Source organism: Klebsiella sp. BIGb0132, assembly GCF_024810075.1.
In the GTDB taxonomy this organism is placed as follows: Bacteria; Pseudomonadota; Gammaproteobacteria; order Enterobacterales; family Enterobacteriaceae; genus Klebsiella; species Klebsiella terrigena.
The window spans coordinates 150,006-169,243 of sequence record NZ_JANUDW010000007.1; the positions used below are offsets into that span (position 1 = coordinate 150,006).

Sequence of the window (19,238 nt, forward strand, 5' to 3'; positions counted from 1 at the left end):
CCTCGCTTTTGCTATCTACAGTCTGAAGGAGGAAACGATGGGACAATTAGTCGACGGCGTCTGGCACGATACCTGGTATGACACCAAATCCACCGGAGGACGATTCAAGCGTTCCGTTTCGGCCTTCCGTAACTGGCTGACCGCCGATGGCGCACCCGGGCCGAGCGGCGATGGCGGCTTCGCTGCCGAAAAAGATCGCTATCATCTGTACGTCTCCCTCGCCTGCCCCTGGGCGCATCGCACCCTGATTCTGCGCAAGCTAAAAGGCCTGGAGCCGTTTATCTCCGTCTCGGTCGTCAATCCCCTGATGTTCGAGAACGGCTGGACGTTCGATAGCAGCTTCCCGGACGCCACCGGCGATACGCTGTATCAGCACCAGTTTCTCTATCAGCTCTATCTGCATGCCGACCCGCAATATACCGGGAGAGTGACGGTGCCGGTCCTGTGGGATAAGAAGCTGCAAACTATCGTCAGCAACGAGTCAGCTGAAATTATTCGTATGTTCAATACCGCCTTCGACGGGCTGGGGGCAACCGCCGGCGATTACTACCCGCCTGCATTGCGCGAGAACATCGATGAGCTGAACGGCTGGATTTACGACAGCGTGAATAACGGCGTTTATAAAGCCGGGTTCGCCACCAGCCAGCAGGCTTATGATGAAGCCGTTGATGGCGTATTTGCTTCGCTGGAACGCCTGGAGCAGATCCTCGGCCAGCACCGTTACCTGACGGGCAGCCAGCTAACCGAAGCCGATATTCGTCTGTGGACCACCCTCGTGCGCTTCGACCCGGTGTATGTCACCCACTTTAAGTGCGACCAGCGGCGCATCAGCGATTACCCAAATTTGTACGGCTTCCTGCGCGATATCTATCAGATGCCGGGCATTGCCGAGACCGTCGATTTTGGTCATATTCGCAACCACTACTACCGCAGCCATAAAACCATCAACCCGACCGGAATTATCTCCGTCGGTCCGCAGCAGGATCTGCACGAGCCGCACGGCCGTGACCTTCTTTTCCGCTGATATATCGGGCGCCCCAGCGGCGCCTGAAATTTCACAGCCGCGATATTTACCCGCCTTTCATTCCCGTCTATTCTTATTACGATCGCTTTAAAAACAAGTGATTGACGGCTAATCGAGGCATAGACATGGACTGGTATCTACAGGTAATAAGAAACTATATTGGCTTTGGCGGTCGCGCCCGTCGTAAAGAGTACTGGATGTTTATTCTGGTCAATATCATCCTCACCGGCGTGCTCAGCATTATCGATAAAATGCTGGGCTGGCAGCGAGCAGGGGGTGAAGGCATCCTGACGACGATTTACGGCGTGCTGATCTTTTTGCCATGGTGGGCGGTGCAGTTTCGGCGTTTGCACGACACGGACCGTTCGGCGTGGTGGCTACTGCTGCTGCTGATCCCGGTCATCGGCTGGCTGGCGATTCTGGTCTTCAATTGCCAAAGCGGAACGCCCGGAATTAACCGCTTCGGACCCGACCCAAAACCCCTTTCATAGCTCATTATGCGCACCGCCTTCGCGCGGTGCGCAGCGCTGATTTACTTCCCGGTAAACAGTCTGGGAATTTCCCGCAGGCACCAGGATTTGGCCTCGCCCATACTATCGCGGCGCCAGGCCATAATAATGTCAATCTCATTGGTATATTCCGGGCTGACAACCCGTAAGCGCCCTTCGGCAATATCCTGCTCCACCAGCGGATAGGGCATGGTCGCCACTCCCAGCCCTGCCAGCAGCGCCTGGCGCTTATCTTCAATGGTGCTGACCGTTAAACGCGGCTGCTTGTCGAGCAGCTGCACCGTCAGCACCGGACGCTCACGCGCGGTATCCGCTACCGCCACGCCGCGATACTTCACCCGCGTGACTTCGGAAAGCGGCTCCGGCTCCTGATGAATAGGGTGATTCGGCGCGGCAACATAGACGTTCAGCACCGAATAGAGCTTACGCGAGTTAATTTCCGACGAAGAGCGAAAATGCATATCCGGCGCAACGACGATATCCGCCCGGCCCTGCTCCAGGCGCTCCCATGCGCCGGCGAGCACTTCGGTAATGACCGAGAGCTGGGTGTTCGATTTGGTCGCCAGCTTTTCAATCAGCGGGAAGAAATCGGTGGTCGGCACCAGCGCTTCGGTGACGATGGTCAGATGCGTTTCCCAACCGCGGGACAGCGCTTCGGCATCGGTGGTGAGCTTATCCGCCGCCTCCAGCAGGACTCGTCCGCGCTCCAGCAGCATGCGGCCCACGTTGGTGAATTTTGTTCGATGACCGGAGCGGTCAAACAGCACCACGTCCAGCTCCTCTTCCAGTTTTTGCATCGTGTAGCTGAGTGCAGAAGGGACGCGTCCAAGCTCGTCAGCCGCGGCGGCAAAGCTCCCGCGCCGGTCGATCGCATCCATTACGCGCAACGCTTCCAGCGTTAATGCTCTCTCTCTGGCCATAGCACTCTCATTCAGGAAATTTGAATATACCGGGCAGAATATCTGGCTAACAATACAGCGTCCATACCTTTACCATTGTTTTAGTGTAAAGAGAGGTCAAGACAATGATTACTACCCGAACAGCCAAACAATGCGGACAAGCAGATTTCGGCTGGCTGCAGGCCCGCTACACCTTTTCCTTTGGACACTACTTCGACCCGAAACTGTTAGGCTACGCCTCTCTGCGCGTGCTCAACCAGGAAGTTCTGGCACCGGGCGCATCGTTCCAGCCGCGCACCTACCCGAAGGTCGATATCCTGAACCTGATCCTGGAAGGGGAAGCGGAGTACCGCGATAGCGACGGCAACCACGTGCAGGCCAAAGCCGGCGAAGCGCTGCTGATTTCGACCCAGCCGGGCGTCAGCTATAGCGAGCATAATCTGAGTAAAGATTGTTCGCTCACGCGGATGCAGCTGTGGCTGGATGCCTGCCCGGAGCGCGAAAATCCGCTGGTACAGAAGATGAGTATCACCGAGGGTCCGCAGCAGCTGCTGGCTTCACCGGACGGTGCGCAGGATAGTTTACAGCTACGCCAGCAGGTCTGGATCCATCATCTCGATCTGGCGAAAGGCGAGAGGATTAACGTGCAGCTTCACGGACCGCGCGCCTATCTGCAGTCTATTCACGGGACCGTGCACGCCGTAGCGCATGAAGAGGAAAAGCAGGCGCTGACCTGCGGCGATGGCGCCTTTATTCGTGATGAAGCTAACATTACCCTCGTTGCCGATACGCCTTTGCGCGCTTTACTGATAGATTTACCGGTGTAAAAACGGGAGTCATGGAGCTTATCAGTGAGTAAGAAGAAACCGAAGAAGACCGCATCGCCGATTCAGCCGACCTTGCCGGAAACAACCCACGTCGTCGGCTTTGGCTATGAAGAGATGCTCAGCGAGCTGGAGGCTATCGTCGCCGATGCGGAGATACGACTTCAGGATGAAGAAAACGCCGCCTGATGCCAAAAATCGGCTCCTGCCGGGGCCGACTCTGCTTCCGCGGTTGTTATCTGCGCGTGAAGTTATGACGCGCGCTGAATAAGCGCCTGCTGGGATGAATTCACCAGTTGAATATCCATCCGCGGGCCCGGCAGCACAATATTATGCTCATCCAGCGACTCTTTAATGGTCTCCAGCAGATCAAAATAGGTATCCCAGTATTCAACGTTTTTCACCCACACGCGGACGGTGAAGTTAAGCGTTGACGGCCCGAGCTCAATAAGGCGCACCGTCGTGCCGCGGGATTTATCAATACGTGACTCTTTATCAACAACGTTCTGAATAACGTTTTTAACCTCCGCAATGCGGCTTTGATATGCCACGCCCAGCAGCAGATCGATACGACGATACGGATGACGGGAGTAGTTCACGATGCTGTCGGCGATGATTTTGCCGTTGGGGATCACCACTTCTTTATTATCAACGGTGAGCAGCGTCGTCGAGAAAACGTGAACCGTTTGCACGACCCCGGACACCGCGCCAACCTGGACAAAATTACCCGCGCGGAAGGGGCGTAGCGTGACCAGCAGCACGCCGGCGGCAAAGTTCGACAGCGATCCCTGCAGCGCAAGGCCAATTGCCAGGCCTGCTGCGCCAATAACGGCAATAATCGACGAGGTTTCGATACCGACTCTTCCCAGCGCCGCCACGATGGCAAACGCCATCGTAATATAGCGAACGATCGCCGCGAAGAAATGAACCACCGTCGCGTCGACGTTTCTGCGCAACAGGATCCTTTCGATGGTCTTTGATAATAATTTAGAAACCAGTTTACCCACAAAGAGTAAAATAACTGCGGCCGCAATATTCCAGCCAAACTGCATAATCGTATCGCCATGGCCTTCCAGCCATGCAATTGCGCTTTTAACCTGTGGGAATAAAACAAAGCCTTTCATAATAAGCACTCCGGACTCAGGCTAAGAATAATTAATATGCCATCCATTAGTACTTAATAGTGCAAAGCACCTGTCAGGGACAGTAGAGAAAATGGATAAAACACGCCAATACTAAGCCAGACAGTATCCCCGAGCGCGCCATCAGAAACAGCAATAAAAATGTTTAATTTTATACAACCCGCGCCATCCATTATATATCCCGGCGGCCCGCGGTGAAGAATAATATCATGCCGGCGCGGTGCCAAATTAAAGCTGCAGGTCATGGCGTGTCGAATGAGTTGAAGCTGGCCGCTAAACCGCATTCTTTTCATGAAGAGCGTCGTGGACAGTCATTCGCTCTTTCTGCCCCATCCTTTGCGCAGAAAGCAAAAAACCCGCCGAGGCGGGGTTTTCTGAAGAGTCGAAGCTGGCCGCTAAGCCGCGTTCTTTCCATGAAGAGCGTCGTGGACAGTCATTCGCCCTTTCTGCCCCATTCTTTTCTTTCTGCCTAATCCTTTGCGCAGAAAGCAAAAACCCCGCCGAGGCGGGGTTTTCTGAAGAGTTGAAGCTGACCGATAAGCCGGGTTCTGTCGTGGACAGTCATTCATCTAGGCCAGCAATCGCTCACTGGCTCAAGCAGCCTACCCGGGTTCAGTACGGGCCGTACCTTATGAACCCCTATTTGGCCTTGCTCCGGGTGGAGTTTACCGTGCCGCGAACTGTTACCAGCCGCGCGGTGCGCTCTTACCGCACCCTTTCACCCTTACCTGATCCCGCTTGCGCGGGCCATCGGCGGTTTGCTCTCTGTTGCACTGGTCGTGGGTTTCCCCCCCAGGCGTTACCTGGCACCCTGCCCTATGGAGCCCGGACTTTCCTCCCCTCCGCCCGTCTCCCCCCGAAGGAGGACGACGACGAAGCGGCGACTGTCTGGTCAGCTTCGGCGCGAAGTATAGAGGGTTTGCCGTCGGTTGTCATCCCTCCATCGCCATCCCGGCCCGCAATGTCGCGGCGATGTTGCGCGACGCGCGATAAATATTGTCCGATGCCCCGCGAAAGGCCTCTTCCAGCGTCGTAATATTGGTCAGCACGCTGAATACCGCGTCGATGCCAAACTGATGCACCACGCCAACGTCGCGGGTCAGGCTGCCGGCAATGCCAATCACCGGCTTATGGTATTTCTTCGCCACGCTCGCCACGCCGACCGGCACCTTGCCGTGGATGCTCTGGCTATCAAGCCGCCCTTCGCCGGTCACCACCAGCGAGCAGTCGAGGATATGCTCTTCCAGATTCAGCGCCTGGGTGACAATCTCAATCCCGCTGCGCAATTCGGCATTGAGGAACGCCATCAGCGCGGCCCCCATACCACCGGCAGCGCCGGCTCCCGCCACCTGCTTCACGTCCACGCGCAAATCGTTTTTTATCACATCGGCATAGTGTTCAAGATTGCGATCCAGCTCGAGGATCATCGCTTCGCTCGCCCCCTTCTGCGGACCAAAAATACGCGAGGCGCCCACATCGCCAATCAGCGGATTGGTCACGTCGCAGGCTACGCGGATGGTACATTCCTGCAGCCGGGCGTCCAGACCGCGGAGATCGATGGCATTCAGGCTGGCGAGGCTCCCGCCGCCGTTGCCAATCTCGCTGCCGTTAGCATCGCGGAGGCTGGCTCCTAGCGCCTGCACCATCCCGGCGCCGCCATCGTTAGTGGCACTGCCGCCGATGCCGATGATGATATTTTTCGCCCCATGATCCAGCGCCTGGAGAATCAGCTCGCCGGTCCCGCGCGATGTCGTCAGCAGCGGGTTGCGCAGCGCCGGCGGAACCAGGCCCAGCCCGCTGGCGGCCGCCATCTCGATAAACGCCGTTTTACCGTCGCCGGACATTCCCCAGCTGGCGTTCACCTTTTCACCTAACGGCCCGGTAACCAGAGCGGTATATTCAGAACCCTGCGTGGCGGCAATCATGGCCTCAACGGTGCCTTCACCACCATCGGCAACCGGGACGGAAACATACTCCGCATCGGGGAAAATTTCCCGAAATCCTTTTTCTATTGCCTGAGCTACCTCAATGGCAGAAAGGCTTTCTTTATAAGAGTCTGGGGCGATTACGATTTTCATAGTTATGTAGCCTGACAGTGCCGCGCAAGGCAAGAATTACAGGGCGCGTTTCACGCCCTTCTTGTTAGCGAGTGACTTCCACTTTCGCCAGTTTTTCGTAATAGCATGCCAGCGCGCTGTGGTCGGCGGTACCCAGACCATCGGCACGCAGCGCCTGCATCATTTCCATCACCGCCGCCGTCAGCGGCAGCTGAGCGCCCACGCCGTGGGAGGTATCCAGCGCATTGGCCAGGTCCTTAATATGCAGGTCGATGCGGAAACCTGGCTTGAAGTTACGATCCATCACCATCGGCGCTTTCGCATCCAGCACGGTGCTCCCCGCCAGGCCGCCGCGGATAGCCTGATACACCAGATCCGGATTGACGCCCGCTTTGGTGGCGAGGGTCAGCGCTTCAGACATCGCGGCAATATTCAGCGCGACGATCACCTGGTTGGCGAGCTTAGTCACGTTGCCAGCCCCCACTTCGCCGGTGTGCACGACCGAACCGGCCATCGTCTTCATCAGATCGTAGTATTTATCGAAGATAGCCTTATCGCCGCCGACCATCACCGACAGCGTGCCGTCGACGGCCTTCGGCTCGCCGCCGCTTACCGGCGCATCGAGCATATCCACGCCCTTCGCCTTCAGCGCTTCGCTGATTTCGCGGCTGGCCAGCGGCGCGATGGAGCTCATATCAATCAGTACGGTGCCCGGCTTCGCGCCTTCAATGATGCCGTTTTCACCCAGCGCCACCTCTTTCACATGCGGGGAGTTTGGCAGCATCGTGATAATCACATCGCACTGCTCGGCAATCGACTTCGCCGTAGCCGCCGTTTCTGCCCCGGCAGCTATCACTTCAGCAACCGCTTCAGGATTACGATCGGAAACCACCAGCGAGTAACCGGCTTTCAGCAAGTTTTTGCTCATAGGCTTGCCCATGATGCCCAGGCCAATAAAACCAACTTTCATCGTCATAACGTTCTCTCTCTTTTGATCCCGAGGGTTATTTTTTAAAAGAATCCGCAAGCTTCTGCGTGGCGGAGCGGAATGCGCCCAAATCGCTGCCGACGGCAACAAAGGTGGCGCCCCATTCCAGATAGCGACGCGCATCGGCCTCTACCGGCGCCAGAATGCCGCTCGGCTTACCGTGTTTTTTCGCACTCGCAAAAATCTGCTGAATCGCGCGCTGAACGTCAGGGTGAGAGGCGTTGCCGAGATGGCCTAACGCCGCGGCCAGGTCGCTTGGGCCGACAAAAATGCCGTCAACGCCTTCGGTTGCCGCGATGGCATCGACGTTATCTACGCCCTGCTGGCTCTCAATCTGTACGAGGATGGTGATGTTTTTGTTGGATTGCGCGAAGTAGTCCGGCACGGTGCCAAACATGTTGGCACGGTGAGAAACGGAGACCCCACGGATGCCTTCCGGCGGATAGCGGGTGGAGGCCACCGCGTTCACCGCCTCTTCTTTGCTTTCGACAAACGGGATCAGGAAGTTGTAAAAACCGATATCCAGCAGGCGCTTAATAATTACCGGCTCGTTGGTCGGGACCCGCACAACCGCGGCGCTGGAGCTGCCCTTCAGGGCCATCAGCTGTGGGATAAAGGTCGTAATGTCGTTTGGCGCATGCTCGCCGTCCAGCACCAGCCAGTCAAAGCCCGCAAGGCCTAATACTTCGGTGCTAATCGGGCTTGCCAGCGCGGACCAGCAGCCAATCTGCACCTGATGCGCAGCCAGCGCTGCCTTGAATTTGTTCGGGAAAATATCGTTATTCATCGCTTATACCTTGTCACTTAACCGTGAATTATTTTTGCAGTTCCATACGTTTGATGTCGCCAACAATGAAGAGGTAGCAAACCATCGCCATCAGAGCTGAACAACCGACAAACACCAGCGCTGCGTTAAATGAATGCAGCTCGCTGACCAGATAACCAATGACCAGCGGAGTAACGATGGACGCCACGTTACCGAATACGTTGAAGACCCCGCCGCACAGACCAACAATCTCTTTCGGTGCAGTATCAGAAATAACCGGCCAGCCGAGGGCGCCAAAGCCTTTGCCGAAGAACGCCAGCGCCATCAGGGTCACCACCAGCGCGGTGTTATCGGTGTAGTTACACAGAATAATGGTTGAAGCCAGCAGCATGCCGAGAACGATAGGCAGCTTACGGGCCAGCGTGATAGAAAAGCCGCGTTTAATCAGATAGTCGGAGAACACGCCGCCCAGCACGCCGCCGGCAAAACCGCACAGCGCCGGGATGGAGGCCACCAGCCCCACTTTCAGAATCGACATCCCCTTTTCCTGCACCAGGTAAATCGGGAACCAGGTGAGGAAGAACCAGGTGATGGTATTGATAAAATATTGGCCGAAGAATACGCCCAGCATCATGCGGTTGGTTAACAGCTGCTTGATATAGTGGAGTTTCGGCCCGCTGGCGGTATTGCCGCCGGGCTTTTTATGGTCCATATCCACCACCGCGCCGTTGTCAGAGATGAACTTCAGCTCCTCCTTTGACATCCGCGGATGGTCGGTCGGGTTATGAATCAGCTTTACCCACAGGCCGGTGAGGACAAAACCAATGACCCCCATCACGGTAAACACGTGCTCCCAGCCCCAGGCGAAGGTTAACCAGCCGAGCAGAGGCGAGAACAGCGCCAGGGAAAAATATTGCGCAGAGTTAAAGATAGCGGAGGCGGTACCGCGCTCTTTGGTCGGGAACCAGGCCGCAACGATGCGGGCGTTAGCCGGAAATGACGGCGCTTCAGAAAAGCCCAGCATAAACCGCATAATAAACATCGAAATCCCGGCCCAGGCGATTGGAAAGACGTCAACAAAGCCCTGCAGGAAGGTAAACAGCGACCAGAAGAACAGGCTGTAGGTGTAGACTTTCTTCGAGCCAAACTTATCGAGCAGCCAGCCGCCGGGGATTTGCATCAGCAAATAGGCCCAGCCAAAGGCGGAGAAAATGTATCCCATCGACACCGCGCTGAGCTGAAGCTCTTCTGCTACTGCGGTTCCGGCAATGGAGAGCGTTGCGCGGTCGGCATAGTTAACGGCAGTGACGATAAATATTATCAGCAAAATTAAATATCGGGTGGGCAAGCCTTTTTTTGTTTCTTCAACCGTATCAAGCATCATTTTATTTACCTCAGGTACTCGAGAAGTTATTTTCTTATTATTTAAGCGTTACACTAAAGATGCCCTTTAAATAAAAACAAACATCAAATAGCAAATCTGGCGTAATGAAATCGTCATTCAGTATAAACAGCAGGTATCCGCCGCGCATTGTGCAAACGCACAATTAACGAGGATTATATAAACATTACTTTAAACATATGCATATAATAATGGGCGCTAATGCACATATTTACGCTTTGATGCCGCTGCTGGCGCGGCTATCGCGATAATGAGTGATCGCCATCACATTTTTGATCGCTAACTCCTGACATTCTAACTCCACAATACTGAGAACATCCTCAATTAGATTTTATATAGAGCTAACTATTTTATTATCCCCACCTGGCTGGAGAATACTGGACAATGGCCGACATCGAAATTAGACAACAATCGCCCAGCGCGTTTTATATTAAAGTACACGACACCGATAATGTGGCAATTATTGTCAATGATAATGGCCTGAAAGCAGGAAGTCGTTTCCCGGACGGGCTGGAGCTGATTGAACATATTCCTCAGGGCCATAAGGTGGCGCTGGTGGATATTCCGGTTCACGGCGAAATCATTCGCTATGGCGAAGTCATCGGTTACGCCGTTCGCGATATCGTGCGCGGCAGCTGGATTGACGAGTCCACGGTAGAGCTGCCCAGCGCACCGCCGCTGAATACCCTGCCGCTGGCGACCAAAGTCCCGCAGGCGCTGCCCGCGCTTGAAGGCTATACCTTTGAAGGCTATCGCAATGCCGACGGCAGCGTCGGGAGCAAGAACCTGCTTGGCATCACCACCAGCGTGCACTGCGTGGCCGGGGTTGTCGATTACGTGGTCAAAATCATCGAACGCGATCTGCTGCCGAAGTATCCGAACGTCGATGGCGTGGTGGGTCTCAATCACCTGTACGGCTGCGGCGTCGCCATCAACGCGCCGGCGGCCGTGGTGCCTATCCGCACTATCCACAATATCTCGTTGAATCCGAATTTTGGCGGCGAGGTGATGGTTGTTGGCCTGGGCTGTGAAAAGCTGCAGCCAGAGCGTCTGCTGCAGGGGACGGAAGATGTTCAGCCCGTTGCCGTGGATAGCGCCAGCATCGTGCGGCTGCAGGATGAGCATCACGTGGGTTTTCAATCCATGGTCGACGATATTCTGCAGGTTGCAGAGCGTCACCTGGCGAAGCTCAACCAGCGCCAGCGCGAAACCTGCCCGGCGTCCGAGCTGGTGGTCGGCATGCAGTGCGGCGGCAGCGACGCGTTTTCCGGCGTCACCGCCAACCCGGCGGTCGGCTATGCCTCCGACCTGCTGGTACGCTGCGGCGCGACGGTGATGTTCTCAGAGGTCACCGAAGTCCGTGACGCCATTCATCTGCTCACGCCACGCGCGGTGAACGAGGAGGTCGGTAAACGCCTGCTCGAAGAGATGGCCTGGTACGATAACTATCTCGATCTCGGCCAAACCGATCGCAGCGCCAACCCCTCCCCGGGGAATAAAAAAGGCGGCCTCGCCAACGTGGTGGAAAAGGCGCTGGGCTCTATCGCTAAATCGGGGAAAAGTGCGATTGTCGAGGTGCTATCGCCGGGCCAGCGCCCGACGAAGCGCGGGCTGATATTTGCCGCCACGCCGGCCAGCGATTTTGTTTGCGGTACCCAGCAGGTCGCATCTGGCATTACGGTTCAGGTGTTCACCACCGGCCGCGGTACGCCGTACGGCCTCGTCGCGGTGCCGGTCATTAAAATGGCAACCCGCACCGAGCTGGCGAACCGCTGGTACGATCTAATGGATATTAACGCCGGGACTATCGCCACCGGCGAAGAGAGTATCGAAGACGTGGGCCTGAAGCTGTTTGAGTTTATTCTTGACGTCGCCAGCGGCCGGAAGAAAACCTTCTCAGACCAGTGGGGGCTGCATAACCAGCTGGCGGTGTTTAACCCAGCGCCGGTAACCTGATCCGCTAAAGGTGATTTGTCCCGTTCGCGCTGTGCGAGCGGGACAAATCACAGCTAACTATACGTTCTGTTTTTGCTGGTCAAGGAACGCCTTAATCTGCGCCTGCGTTGTTGTCCCTTCCATGGGTCCACGCTGGGCAATCGCCAGGGAACCGCTGGCATTTGCCCACCTCAACGCTTCTTGTGGCAACGTGCCGGACAGGAACAAGCTCACAAAAGTCGCGCCAAAACAGTCGCCAGCCCCCGTAGGATCCACGACCGGTACATTAAAGCCGGCAACATGATGCGTTTCCTGAGAGCTAAAGTAGCTGGCTCCTCGCGGCCCACGCTTAATGACTACATGCTTAACGCCACGCTTTAGCAGCTTATCTACCAGAACCTGCTCATCACGTCCCGAATTCAGGCCAAAATAGTTCAGTTCACCGTCGCTTGGCAGGAAGATATCGGTGTAATCGAGAATATATTCAAAAGCCTGCGACATTTCAGGGATATTCAGCATCTCTTTGCGGATATTCGGATCAAACGACACCGTGCCGTTGCGTGCTTTGATATTCTCAATCGCTTTACGCATCGCGTCGATCATACGAAACGAAAACAGCGAGGAGCCCATAATATGGAAATGGTTGCACTGGTTAAGCAGAGCGTCATCAATATGGTCAGCGGTTAGCAGACCGCAGGCGCTGTTCGGCATATTAAAAATAAAATCGCGCTGTGCCTGGCTGCGATAGCTTACAAAAGCACTCCCGGTGGTCGCCTTTTGTAGCGTGGCAATGCCGTTAACGTTGACGCCATCGGCTTCCAGTCGCGCGATATTCATTTCACCAAACGCATCATTGCCGACGCAGCTGAAAAGTACCGAGCTAAAACCCAGCTTTGCCACCTGATCGGCAAAAATTGCCGGCGCGCCGCTGGGATACGGCCCCCAAAACTCTCCCGGGCGAGAAAAACCCTGATTCTCTTCTTTCGCCAGAAACTCCACCAGTAGTTCGCCGATGGTGCAAATGGTCACGTTCATCATCGCTCCTTTACTTTGCCTTTTGCAAAGTTGGGTTGAGCCATGTCAGGCACTCATTATTGGTATAGCTGTTAATTAGCCCTGCGCAGAGTAGACGCGCATGATATTCCGCAGCCACGACCTGCGGCGTTACCACGCAGCTAATCTGCTGCAAATCACCAATCTCGTATCGCTTGTCGCCATAAACCGGGCGATTAGCTACCACGACAATCACCCGCTCGCTTTGGGTAACGGCTTCCTTGAGCAGCCGAGCGCTGGCCTCTTGCCTGACGCTTAGGGTGCCATCTTCAGCGATATGGTCAACGGCGATCAGCGCGCGCGAAGGACGATAATGGCCCAGCGCGCTGAGCGCCAAATCACCTTCAACGATTTTTCCGTTACTCCCCAGCACCCCACCGAGCAGCACGGTTTCACCGTTCAGGAATTCCTGCGCCAGCGGGACATGAGCCAGATCGTTAAGCAACAGGCAGAGCTCATCGTAATCAGCAAGAAAGGGAATGACTTTGCGTAATATCGAGCCCTGTCCCAGGAATAACGTTTCGCTATTCTCTATCTGCGCCGCAACCTGGCGAGCCATTTCGGTTTCCAGCGCTTTGTCTGTCGAGACCGACGATTCCCGAACCAACGCCACCGGGGCTCCCGGCTGGGCGGTATAAATCGCACCGCCAAAAGAGCGCTTAAGATAGCCCTGCTGCTCGAGATAATTCAGATCATTGCGAATCGTCACCCCGGAAACGGCAAGCATCTCAGCCAAATCGTCGACTTTAATCTCTCCGTTTTTGCGTACGATCTCCGCGATATCTAAACGCCTTTTCAGCAGGCTGGTTGACGGTTTTGCCACGGTATTGCGCCTTCTTATTGTCTCCCGGAATAACTTTCATTTTTAAATTTCCTCGTTACGTTGTCAAACCTCATCCGGCCGACAACGAGAAATTAAACCACTAAAAACAATAAATTCAATTGATTAGCGATTACCCCTGCGCACAAACAACCTTTAAAAAAGAAACAAAATAACAGACAATTACTTTCGTTATTAAAATAAAATCATGGTTATGTGCGATAGATCACAGCATACAGAGGGGGCGATCGCTACATTACTTTCAAAATGAAGGTTAAATTTAAACATTAACTTACCAATTGAAAGTTAGGAGTCAGAATGTACATTATCTCCAGTAAAAATATGCTGTTAAAAGCTCAGCGCCTCGGCTACGCCGTTCCTGCCTTTAATATTCATAACCTCGAAACGATGCAGGTTGTGGTGGAAACGGCTGCAGAACTGCGTTCTCCGCTGATCCTCGCAGGTACTCCGGGAACTTATAGCTATGCCGGTACGGGTAACGTAGTGGCGATTGCTCGCGATCTGGCAAAAATCTGGGATCTGCCGCTGGCGGTACACCTCGATCATCATGAAGATATTGCTGATATTACTCATAAGGTTCAGGCCGGTATTCGTTCCGTAATGATCGATGGTTCACACTTTCCTTTTGAGGAAAATGTGGCGTTAGTGAAGAGCGTGGTCGAACTGAGCCATCGCTATGATGCCAGCGTCGAAGCCGAACTCGGTCGTCTTGGCGGTGTGGAAGACGATCTGGTCGTCGATGCGAAAGATGCGCTTTATACCAATCCTGAACAAGCGCGGGAATTTGTTGCCCGTACGGGAATCGACTCGCTGGCGGTGGCTATCGGCACGGCGCACGGCCTGTACGCTGCCGAACCGAAGCTCGACTTTGATCGTCTCGCCGCAATTCGCGACTGCGTTGACGTTCCCCTGGTACTGCATGGCGCATCGGGTCTGCCGGATGGCGATATTCGCCGGGCAATTTCGCTGGGCGTCTGTAAAGTCAACGTCGCCACTGAGCTGAAAATCGCCTTTTCTGACGCACTGAAACAGTATTTTACGGAAAATCCGGGAGCCAACGATCCGCGTCACTATATGCAACCCGCCAAGGCAGCAATGAAAGACGTAGTACGCAAAGTCATTCAGGATTGCGGCTGTGAAGGGCAACTGTAATTTTCGGATCGAAGGAGTAATGTTGTGATCCATACCCTGACGCTTAATACTGCGATCGATATGAATATCTTTTGCGACCCGCTGCAGCCTTCCGCAGTTAACCGGACCCGGCGCACGGAATATTGCCCAAATGGCAAAGGGGTCAATGTCTCTCTGATATTAAGTCACTATCAGCAGCCCACTCACGTTATGGGAATTTTCGGCGGCTTTACTGGTCGCTATATTGTTGAAGAGTTACGTCAACAGAAAATAAAGGTGACTCCAGCATGGGTATCAGAGCCGACCCGAATTAATATTTTCATTAATGATGGCACTGATGAATATAAGCTACTTAATCCCGGAGCAAAAATCGATGATGAGTGTAAGCAGCAAATTATTCATCACCTGGAGTATGTCACTGCCGGTGATTATTTAGTCATCAGCGGCAGCCTTCCGCCGGGAATTGAAAGCCGATTTTATAGCGAAATTATCGAGCTGTGTCAGCGTAAAGGCTGTGAAGTCATTCTTGATATCAGTCATCCGGTGCTGCGCCAGCTGCTTGAGCTACGACCATTGCTGATCAAGCCCAATGATGACGAACTGAAGGAAATCTTTGGTCTCGACGTTAGCGATCGTCAGCAGGTGCAGGAGGCTATGCGTACGCTGCATCAGCTAGGCGCCCGTAATGTACTGCTGACAATGGGGGCTGAAGGACTCTACTTTTCTAACGGAGAAGACGTGTGGTTCTGCTCGGCGCCAAAAGTTGAGCTGGTAAGTTCCGCCTGCGCCGGCGACGCCGCGCTGGGCGCGTTCCTCAGTAAATGGCTAAATGAAGAAGATGTTGCACACGCGCTGGCATTAGCCAGTGCGACCGGCGCCGACGTCGCAGCTTCGGCTGGATTAGGAAAACTACAACGCACACAAGAATTATTACAGCAGATTCAGGTCCTCCAATTATAAAGGTCCGATTATGAAAAAAATTATTGCAGTTACCGGCTGCCCTACAGGTATTGCTCATACTTTTATGGCTGAAGAAGCCTTAAAGACCGCAGCAAAAAAATTAAATGTCGAAATCAAAGTAGAAACCAATGGAGCTTCTGGCGTCGAAAATGCCATTACTCCAGAAGATTTAAAAGAGATATATGGCGTTATTATCGCCGCCGATAAAGATGTTAATGCTGAGCGTTTTAATGGCTTACCGGTGATTGAAGTTCCGGTTAAAGAGGCAATTCACCATCCAGCCGATTTAATTAACCAGGTCATCAACGGCCAGGCGACTCGTCGGCAGGGTATTTCTGCGGCACAGCCGTCGACTGAGAAATATGAGCAAGAGTCCTTCGGTCGCCAGGTCTATAAGCATCTGATGAGCGGCGTCTCTAACATGCTGCCGTTCGTCGTCGCCGGAGGGATTTTGATTGCAATATCCTTCCTGTGGGGCATCTACTCCGCCGATCCAAATTCGCCGCAATATAACGTTATTGCCGCCACGCTAATGAAAGTGGGCCAACAGGCCTTCTCCATTATGGTGCCGATTTTCACCGCCTATATTGCCTGGTCGATTTCCGGCCGCCCCGGCATGGTGGCAGGTTTTGTTGGCGGCCTGTTGGCCAACGCTACCGGCGCGGGCTTTCTCGGTGGGATCATTGCGGGCTTCGCCGCTGGCTACTTTATGCTGCTCATCCGTAACATGCTCAGCGGTCTGCCGCGTCAGTATGAAGGGCTGAAGTCCATCTTCATTATGCCGCTCGTTGGCGTACTGGTTATTGGCGTCATGATGGTACTGCTGGGGCAACCGGTAGCGGCAATCAATAACGCGATGATGAGCTGGCTGAGCTCGTTACAGGAAGCGAACCCTATTCTGCTTGGAATTGTCGTTGGCGCGATGTGCTCCTTCGACTTCGGCGGACCGGTCAACAAAGCAGCCTACGTCACCGGGACGCTGCTGCTGGGCCAGGGAAACTACTTCTTTATGGCCGGCGTTTCGGCCGCCTGCATCACGCCGCCGCTGGTCATCGCCCTGGCAACGACCTTCTTCCCGAAAGGCTTCAGTGAAGATGAACGTGCCGCTGGCATGGTGAACTATATCCTTGGCTGTACCCATATTACCGAAGGTGCCATTCCCTTCGCCGCCAAAGATCCGCTGCGTGTTATCCCCATGATGATGATCGCCTCGTCCATCTCAGCGGTTCTAAGCTATAGCCTGCATATTCAGGTTCCGGCACCGCACGGCGGTTTCCTGATCCTACCGCTGGTAAGTAAACCCTTGATGTGGGTGCTGTGTATTCTCACGGGTTCTGCCTGCGGAGCGCTAATGCTGGGGTGCTGGAGGCTGTGGCAAAAACGAATCCAGGAAGCGACGGCGCTTGCCGGCGCCGTTAAATAAGGAGCCTTTTATGCAACTCACTGCCGCAGATATCCATTTCGACCACAAGGTCAAAACGAAAGATGAAGCGCTACAGCGCATCGTCGCTACATTAACCGAGGCCGGGCACACAGAACCGGCTTATCTGAACGGTATGCGCGACCGAGAAGGGCAAATTAGTACCTATCTCGGCAACGGTATCGCGATTCCTCACGGTACTCCGCAGAGTCGCGATGCGGTACTCAAAACCGGCGTGAAAGTGCTGGCCTGCCCGCAGGGGGTGGATTGGGAGGAGGAGCAAACGGCGTACCTGATTGTCGGTATCGCCGCGCAGGACAACGAGCATCTCGATATTCTGCGCCAGCTCACCCACGCCCTGAGCGACGAACGCGTTCCGCTGGCGCTATCCCGGGCCGAAAGTCCCCAGGCGGTGCTGGCAATACTCGCTGGAGAGATTACGCCAGCCGAAGGTGAGGAAGCCGAGCCGCCGCCGGTGTTTGATGAAGAGGCAACCTTCACCCTGCGCAATCCCCACGGCCTGCACGCCAGGCCAAGCGCGGTGCTGGTGAAGGCGGTGAAACAGTGGCAGTCGCAAATTAGGGTAGAGAATCTCGACACACGCTCTGCGATTGTCGATGCCAAAAACCTGATGCGGGTAGTTTCTCTCGGCGCCAAACAAGGTCATCGTCTGCACTTTATGGCGAGCGGAGAAGATGCTCATCAGGCGCTGGATGCTATCGGTATAGCGTTTAATGCCGGATTAGGGGAAATCGCTGCTCAGCCACAGCAGACCGTTCATTCAACAGAAAAGCCAAAACGAAGCTGGATCTCTCGAATATTTAGTTAAATTTCAATAAATTAAAAACGCTCTGCCGCTATCGTCAGAGCGTTTTTTTATCTGTGACTTTCACAACATTACGTTTTATCACCTTTTTTTTCGATATGGATCACAATTCAAAACAAAGACGTTTGCGACCAAAACAAAACATAACGAATATATTCGAAAGAAAACGGAGGATTAAAATGAAAGGTATAATCTCTCGCCACAAAGCTGGCGAACACATCGGTATCTGTTCAGTCTGTTCTGCACATCCGCTGGTGATTGAAGCTGCGTTACGTTTCGATTTGCATACCGACGCTAAGGTACTTATCGAAGCCACATCCAACCAGGTTAACCAGTTCGGCGGCTATACCGGTATGCAGCCGGCTGACTTCCGCGATTTCGTCAATAAAATCGCCGGGGCCGTCGGTTTCCCACCGGAGCGCATTATTCTTGGCGGCGATCATCTGGGCCCAAACTGCTGGCAAGACGAGCCTGCCGCCGCGGCAATGGAGAAATCGGTCGATCTGATTAAGGCCTACGTTGCCGCAGGTTTCAGTAAGATCCATCTCGATGCATCAATGTCCTGCGCCGACGATCCGGTACCGCTGAACCCCTCCGTAGTCGCTGAGCGAGCGGCACGCCTGTGTCAGGCCGCAGAAGAGACCGCAACTGATGAACAAAAATGCCATCTGACTTACGTTATTGGTACCGAAGTTCCTGTTCCAGGCGGTGAAGCCAGCACCATCGGCAGCGTTCACGTAACCCGCGAGCAGGATGCTGCCGCCACGCTGGAAACCCACGAAGCCGCGTTCCGAAAACTGGGGCTGGACGCCGCGCTGGGACGGGTTATTGCTATTGTGGTGCAGCCTGGCGTTGAGTTCGACCATACGCAAATCATCCATTATCAGCCGGAAGCCGCTAAAGCGCTCTCCGCGTGGATTGAAGGCACGCCAATGGTTTATGAAGCCCACTCTACGGACTACCAGTCCCGTCAGGCTTACCGTGCCCTGGTTCGCGACCACTATGCCATCTTAAAAGTGGGCCCGGCGCTGACCTTCGCTCTGCGCGAGGCTATTTTTGCCCTCGCACAGATGGAGAATGAGCTGGTCGCCCCGGAGTCACGCAGCCGCGTGATGGAAGTGATCGACGAAGTGATGCTTAACGAACCTGGCTACTGGAAGAAGTACTACCGCCCGACATGGAGCCAGGCGATGGTGGATATCCACTTCAGCCTTTCCGACCGCATTCGCTACTACTGGCCACACCCGCGTATTCGCCAGAGCGTCGAAAAGTTAATTGCAAACCTGACTGAAACCAAGCTGCCGCTGGGCCTTATCAGCCAATATATGCCGGTGCAGTTTGAACGACTGTCGTTAAACGAACTCGCCGCCGTGCCGCATGACCTCATTCTCGACAAGATTCAGGACGTGCTGCGTGCTTACCGTTACGGCTGTTCACCCGAAATCGCCTGAAGTAAAGAGG

At 54.5% G+C, this 19,238-nt stretch carries 18 protein-coding genes and 1 other RNA gene; 10 read left to right on the forward strand and 9 right to left on the reverse strand.

The genetic code is table 11. From position 1 onward, the window contains the following. Positions 1-37 precede the first annotated feature (37 nt). Positions 38-1,024, forward strand: a complete 987-nt coding sequence (locus M2416_RS18945; RefSeq protein ID WP_041147350.1) for a glutathione S-transferase family protein — start codon at positions 38-40, stop codon at positions 1,022-1,024. 125 nt (positions 1,025-1,149) lie between these two features. Beyond that, positions 1,150-1,515 carry a DUF805 domain-containing protein gene (locus M2416_RS18950; RefSeq protein WP_076946585.1) on the forward strand — a complete coding sequence of 122 codons (366 nt, stop codon included), beginning with the start codon at positions 1,150-1,152 and terminating at the stop codon, positions 1,513-1,515. 41 nt (positions 1,516-1,556) lie between these two features. On the opposite strand, the gene M2416_RS18955 is transcribed toward M2416_RS18950, so the two are convergent. After that, a complete protein-coding gene (locus tag M2416_RS18955; RefSeq protein WP_041147352.1) occupies positions 1,557-2,453 on the reverse strand; it encodes a LysR family transcriptional regulator in 897 nt (298 codons plus the stop codon). Between the two features lie 104 nt (positions 2,454-2,557). Here M2416_RS18955 and M2416_RS18960 point away from each other — a divergent pair, with 104 nt between their 5' ends. Next, positions 2,558-3,259, forward strand: a complete 702-nt coding sequence (locus tag M2416_RS18960; protein ID WP_041147353.1) for a pirin family protein — start codon at positions 2,558-2,560, stop codon at positions 3,257-3,259. Between the two features lie 24 nt (positions 3,260-3,283). Continuing rightward, positions 3,284-3,445 (forward strand): hypothetical protein, encoded by a 162-nt coding sequence (locus M2416_RS18965; protein ID WP_166793755.1) that lies wholly within the window; start codon positions 3,284-3,286, stop codon positions 3,443-3,445. A 62-nt stretch (positions 3,446-3,507) separates the two neighbouring features. Here M2416_RS18965 and M2416_RS18970 read toward each other — a convergent pair whose 3' ends face one another. The 6 genes from M2416_RS18970 to garP form a co-directional block, all read right to left on the reverse strand. Further along, positions 3,508-4,380 (reverse strand): mechanosensitive ion channel domain-containing protein, encoded by an 873-nt coding sequence (locus M2416_RS18970; RefSeq protein WP_076946584.1) that lies wholly within the window; start codon positions 4,378-4,380, stop codon positions 3,508-3,510. 539 nt (positions 4,381-4,919) lie between these two features. After that, positions 4,920-5,298, reverse strand: an RNA gene (gene rnpB, locus M2416_RS18975) — RNase P RNA component class A. A 32-nt stretch (positions 5,299-5,330) separates the two neighbouring features. Continuing rightward, on the reverse strand, positions 5,331-6,476 hold the full coding sequence (gene garK / locus M2416_RS18980; protein WP_076946583.1) for a glycerate 2-kinase: 1,146 nt from the start codon (positions 6,474-6,476) through the stop codon (positions 5,331-5,333). Between the two features lie 64 nt (positions 6,477-6,540). Next, the gene (gene garR, locus M2416_RS18985) at positions 6,541-7,431 is read right to left on the reverse strand and encodes a 2-hydroxy-3-oxopropionate reductase (protein ID WP_259226317.1); all 891 of its coding nucleotides are present in this window, start codon (positions 7,429-7,431) and stop codon (positions 6,541-6,543) included. A gap of 28 nt (positions 7,432-7,459) precedes the next feature. Next, positions 7,460-8,230: a 2-dehydro-3-deoxyglucarate aldolase gene (garL, locus tag M2416_RS18990; RefSeq protein ID WP_259226318.1), complete on the reverse strand. Its 771-nt coding sequence runs from the start codon at positions 8,228-8,230 to the stop codon at positions 7,460-7,462. Between the two features lie 28 nt (positions 8,231-8,258). Continuing rightward, positions 8,259-9,593 (reverse strand): galactarate/glucarate/glycerate transporter GarP, encoded by a 1,335-nt coding sequence (gene garP / locus M2416_RS18995; protein WP_076946582.1) that lies wholly within the window; start codon positions 9,591-9,593, stop codon positions 8,259-8,261. Between the two features lie 402 nt (positions 9,594-9,995). Here garP and garD point away from each other — a divergent pair, with 402 nt between their 5' ends. Further along, entirely contained in the window at positions 9,996-11,567 is a 1,572-nt protein-coding gene (garD, locus tag M2416_RS19000) for a galactarate dehydratase (protein WP_259226319.1), read from the forward strand. Between the two features lie 57 nt (positions 11,568-11,624). Here garD and M2416_RS19005 read toward each other — a convergent pair whose 3' ends face one another. Both M2416_RS19005 and M2416_RS19010 read right to left on the reverse strand, forming a co-directional pair. Next, on the reverse strand, positions 11,625-12,581 hold the full coding sequence (locus tag M2416_RS19005) for a sugar kinase (RefSeq protein WP_259226320.1): 957 nt from the start codon (positions 12,579-12,581) through the stop codon (positions 11,625-11,627). A 10-nt stretch (positions 12,582-12,591) separates the two neighbouring features. After that, on the reverse strand, positions 12,592-13,422 hold the full coding sequence (locus M2416_RS19010; RefSeq protein ID WP_259226321.1) for a DeoR/GlpR family DNA-binding transcription regulator: 831 nt from the start codon (positions 13,420-13,422) through the stop codon (positions 12,592-12,594). Between the two features lie 315 nt (positions 13,423-13,737). Between M2416_RS19010 and M2416_RS19015 the strand changes: the two genes are divergently transcribed. The 5 genes from M2416_RS19015 (at position 13,738) to gatZ (ending at position 19,228) form a co-directional block, all read left to right on the forward strand. Then, complete coding sequence (locus M2416_RS19015; RefSeq protein WP_259226322.1) at positions 13,738-14,592, forward strand: tagatose bisphosphate family class II aldolase; 855 nt, start codon at positions 13,738-13,740, stop codon at positions 14,590-14,592. 24 nt (positions 14,593-14,616) lie between these two features. Then, on the forward strand, positions 14,617-15,531 hold the full coding sequence (gene pfkB / locus M2416_RS19020) for a 1-phosphofructokinase (RefSeq protein WP_259226323.1): 915 nt from the start codon (positions 14,617-14,619) through the stop codon (positions 15,529-15,531). A gap of 10 nt (positions 15,532-15,541) precedes the next feature. After that, entirely contained in the window at positions 15,542-16,954 is a 1,413-nt protein-coding gene (locus tag M2416_RS19025) for a PTS fructose transporter subunit IIC (RefSeq protein WP_259226324.1), read from the forward strand. Between the two features lie 10 nt (positions 16,955-16,964). Then, entirely contained in the window at positions 16,965-17,780 is an 816-nt protein-coding gene (locus tag M2416_RS19030; RefSeq protein ID WP_259226325.1) for an HPr family phosphocarrier protein, read from the forward strand. A 176-nt stretch (positions 17,781-17,956) separates the two neighbouring features. Further along, positions 17,957-19,228 (forward strand): tagatose-bisphosphate aldolase subunit GatZ, encoded by a 1,272-nt coding sequence (gene gatZ / locus M2416_RS19035; RefSeq protein ID WP_259226326.1) that lies wholly within the window; start codon positions 17,957-17,959, stop codon positions 19,226-19,228. Positions 19,229-19,238: the final 10 nt, after the last annotated feature.

What these genes read in the sequence shown, in the direction of transcription:
- M2416_RS19025 (WP_259226324.1), top strand. Translation starts at nt 15,542, where the DNA reads ATGAAAAAAATTATTGCAGTTACCGGCTGCCCTACAGGTATTGCTCAT.
- M2416_RS19015 (WP_259226322.1), top strand. Translation starts at nt 13,738, where the DNA reads ATGTACATTATCTCCAGTAAAAATATGCTGTTAAAAGCTCAGCGCCTC.
- M2416_RS19005 (WP_259226320.1), bottom strand. Translation starts at nt 12,581, where the DNA reads ATGAACGTGACCATTTGCACCATCGGCGAACTACTGGTGGAGTTTCTG.
- M2416_RS18960 (WP_041147353.1), top strand. Translation starts at nt 2,558, where the DNA reads ATGATTACTACCCGAACAGCCAAACAATGCGGACAAGCAGATTTCGGC.
- garD (WP_259226319.1), top strand. Translation starts at nt 9,996, where the DNA reads ATGGCCGACATCGAAATTAGACAACAATCGCCCAGCGCGTTTTATATT.
- M2416_RS19030 (WP_259226325.1), top strand. Translation starts at nt 16,965, where the DNA reads ATGCAACTCACTGCCGCAGATATCCATTTCGACCACAAGGTCAAAACG.
- gatZ (WP_259226326.1), top strand. Translation starts at nt 17,957, where the DNA reads ATGAAAGGTATAATCTCTCGCCACAAAGCTGGCGAACACATCGGTATC.
- M2416_RS18945 (WP_041147350.1), top strand. Translation starts at nt 38, where the DNA reads ATGGGACAATTAGTCGACGGCGTCTGGCACGATACCTGGTATGACACC.
- garP (WP_076946582.1), bottom strand. Translation starts at nt 9,593, where the DNA reads ATGATGCTTGATACGGTTGAAGAAACAAAAAAAGGCTTGCCCACCCGA.
- M2416_RS18955 (WP_041147352.1), bottom strand. Translation starts at nt 2,453, where the DNA reads ATGGCCAGAGAGAGAGCATTAACGCTGGAAGCGTTGCGCGTAATGGAT.
- garR (WP_259226317.1), bottom strand. Translation starts at nt 7,431, where the DNA reads ATGACGATGAAAGTTGGTTTTATTGGCCTGGGCATCATGGGCAAGCCT.
- garL (WP_259226318.1), bottom strand. Translation starts at nt 8,230, where the DNA reads ATGAATAACGATATTTTCCCGAACAAATTCAAGGCAGCGCTGGCTGCG.
- M2416_RS18950 (WP_076946585.1), top strand. Translation starts at nt 1,150, where the DNA reads ATGGACTGGTATCTACAGGTAATAAGAAACTATATTGGCTTTGGCGGT.
- garK (WP_076946583.1), bottom strand. Translation starts at nt 6,476, where the DNA reads ATGAAAATCGTAATCGCCCCAGACTCTTATAAAGAAAGCCTTTCTGCC.
- M2416_RS18970 (WP_076946584.1), bottom strand. Translation starts at nt 4,380, where the DNA reads ATGAAAGGCTTTGTTTTATTCCCACAGGTTAAAAGCGCAATTGCATGG.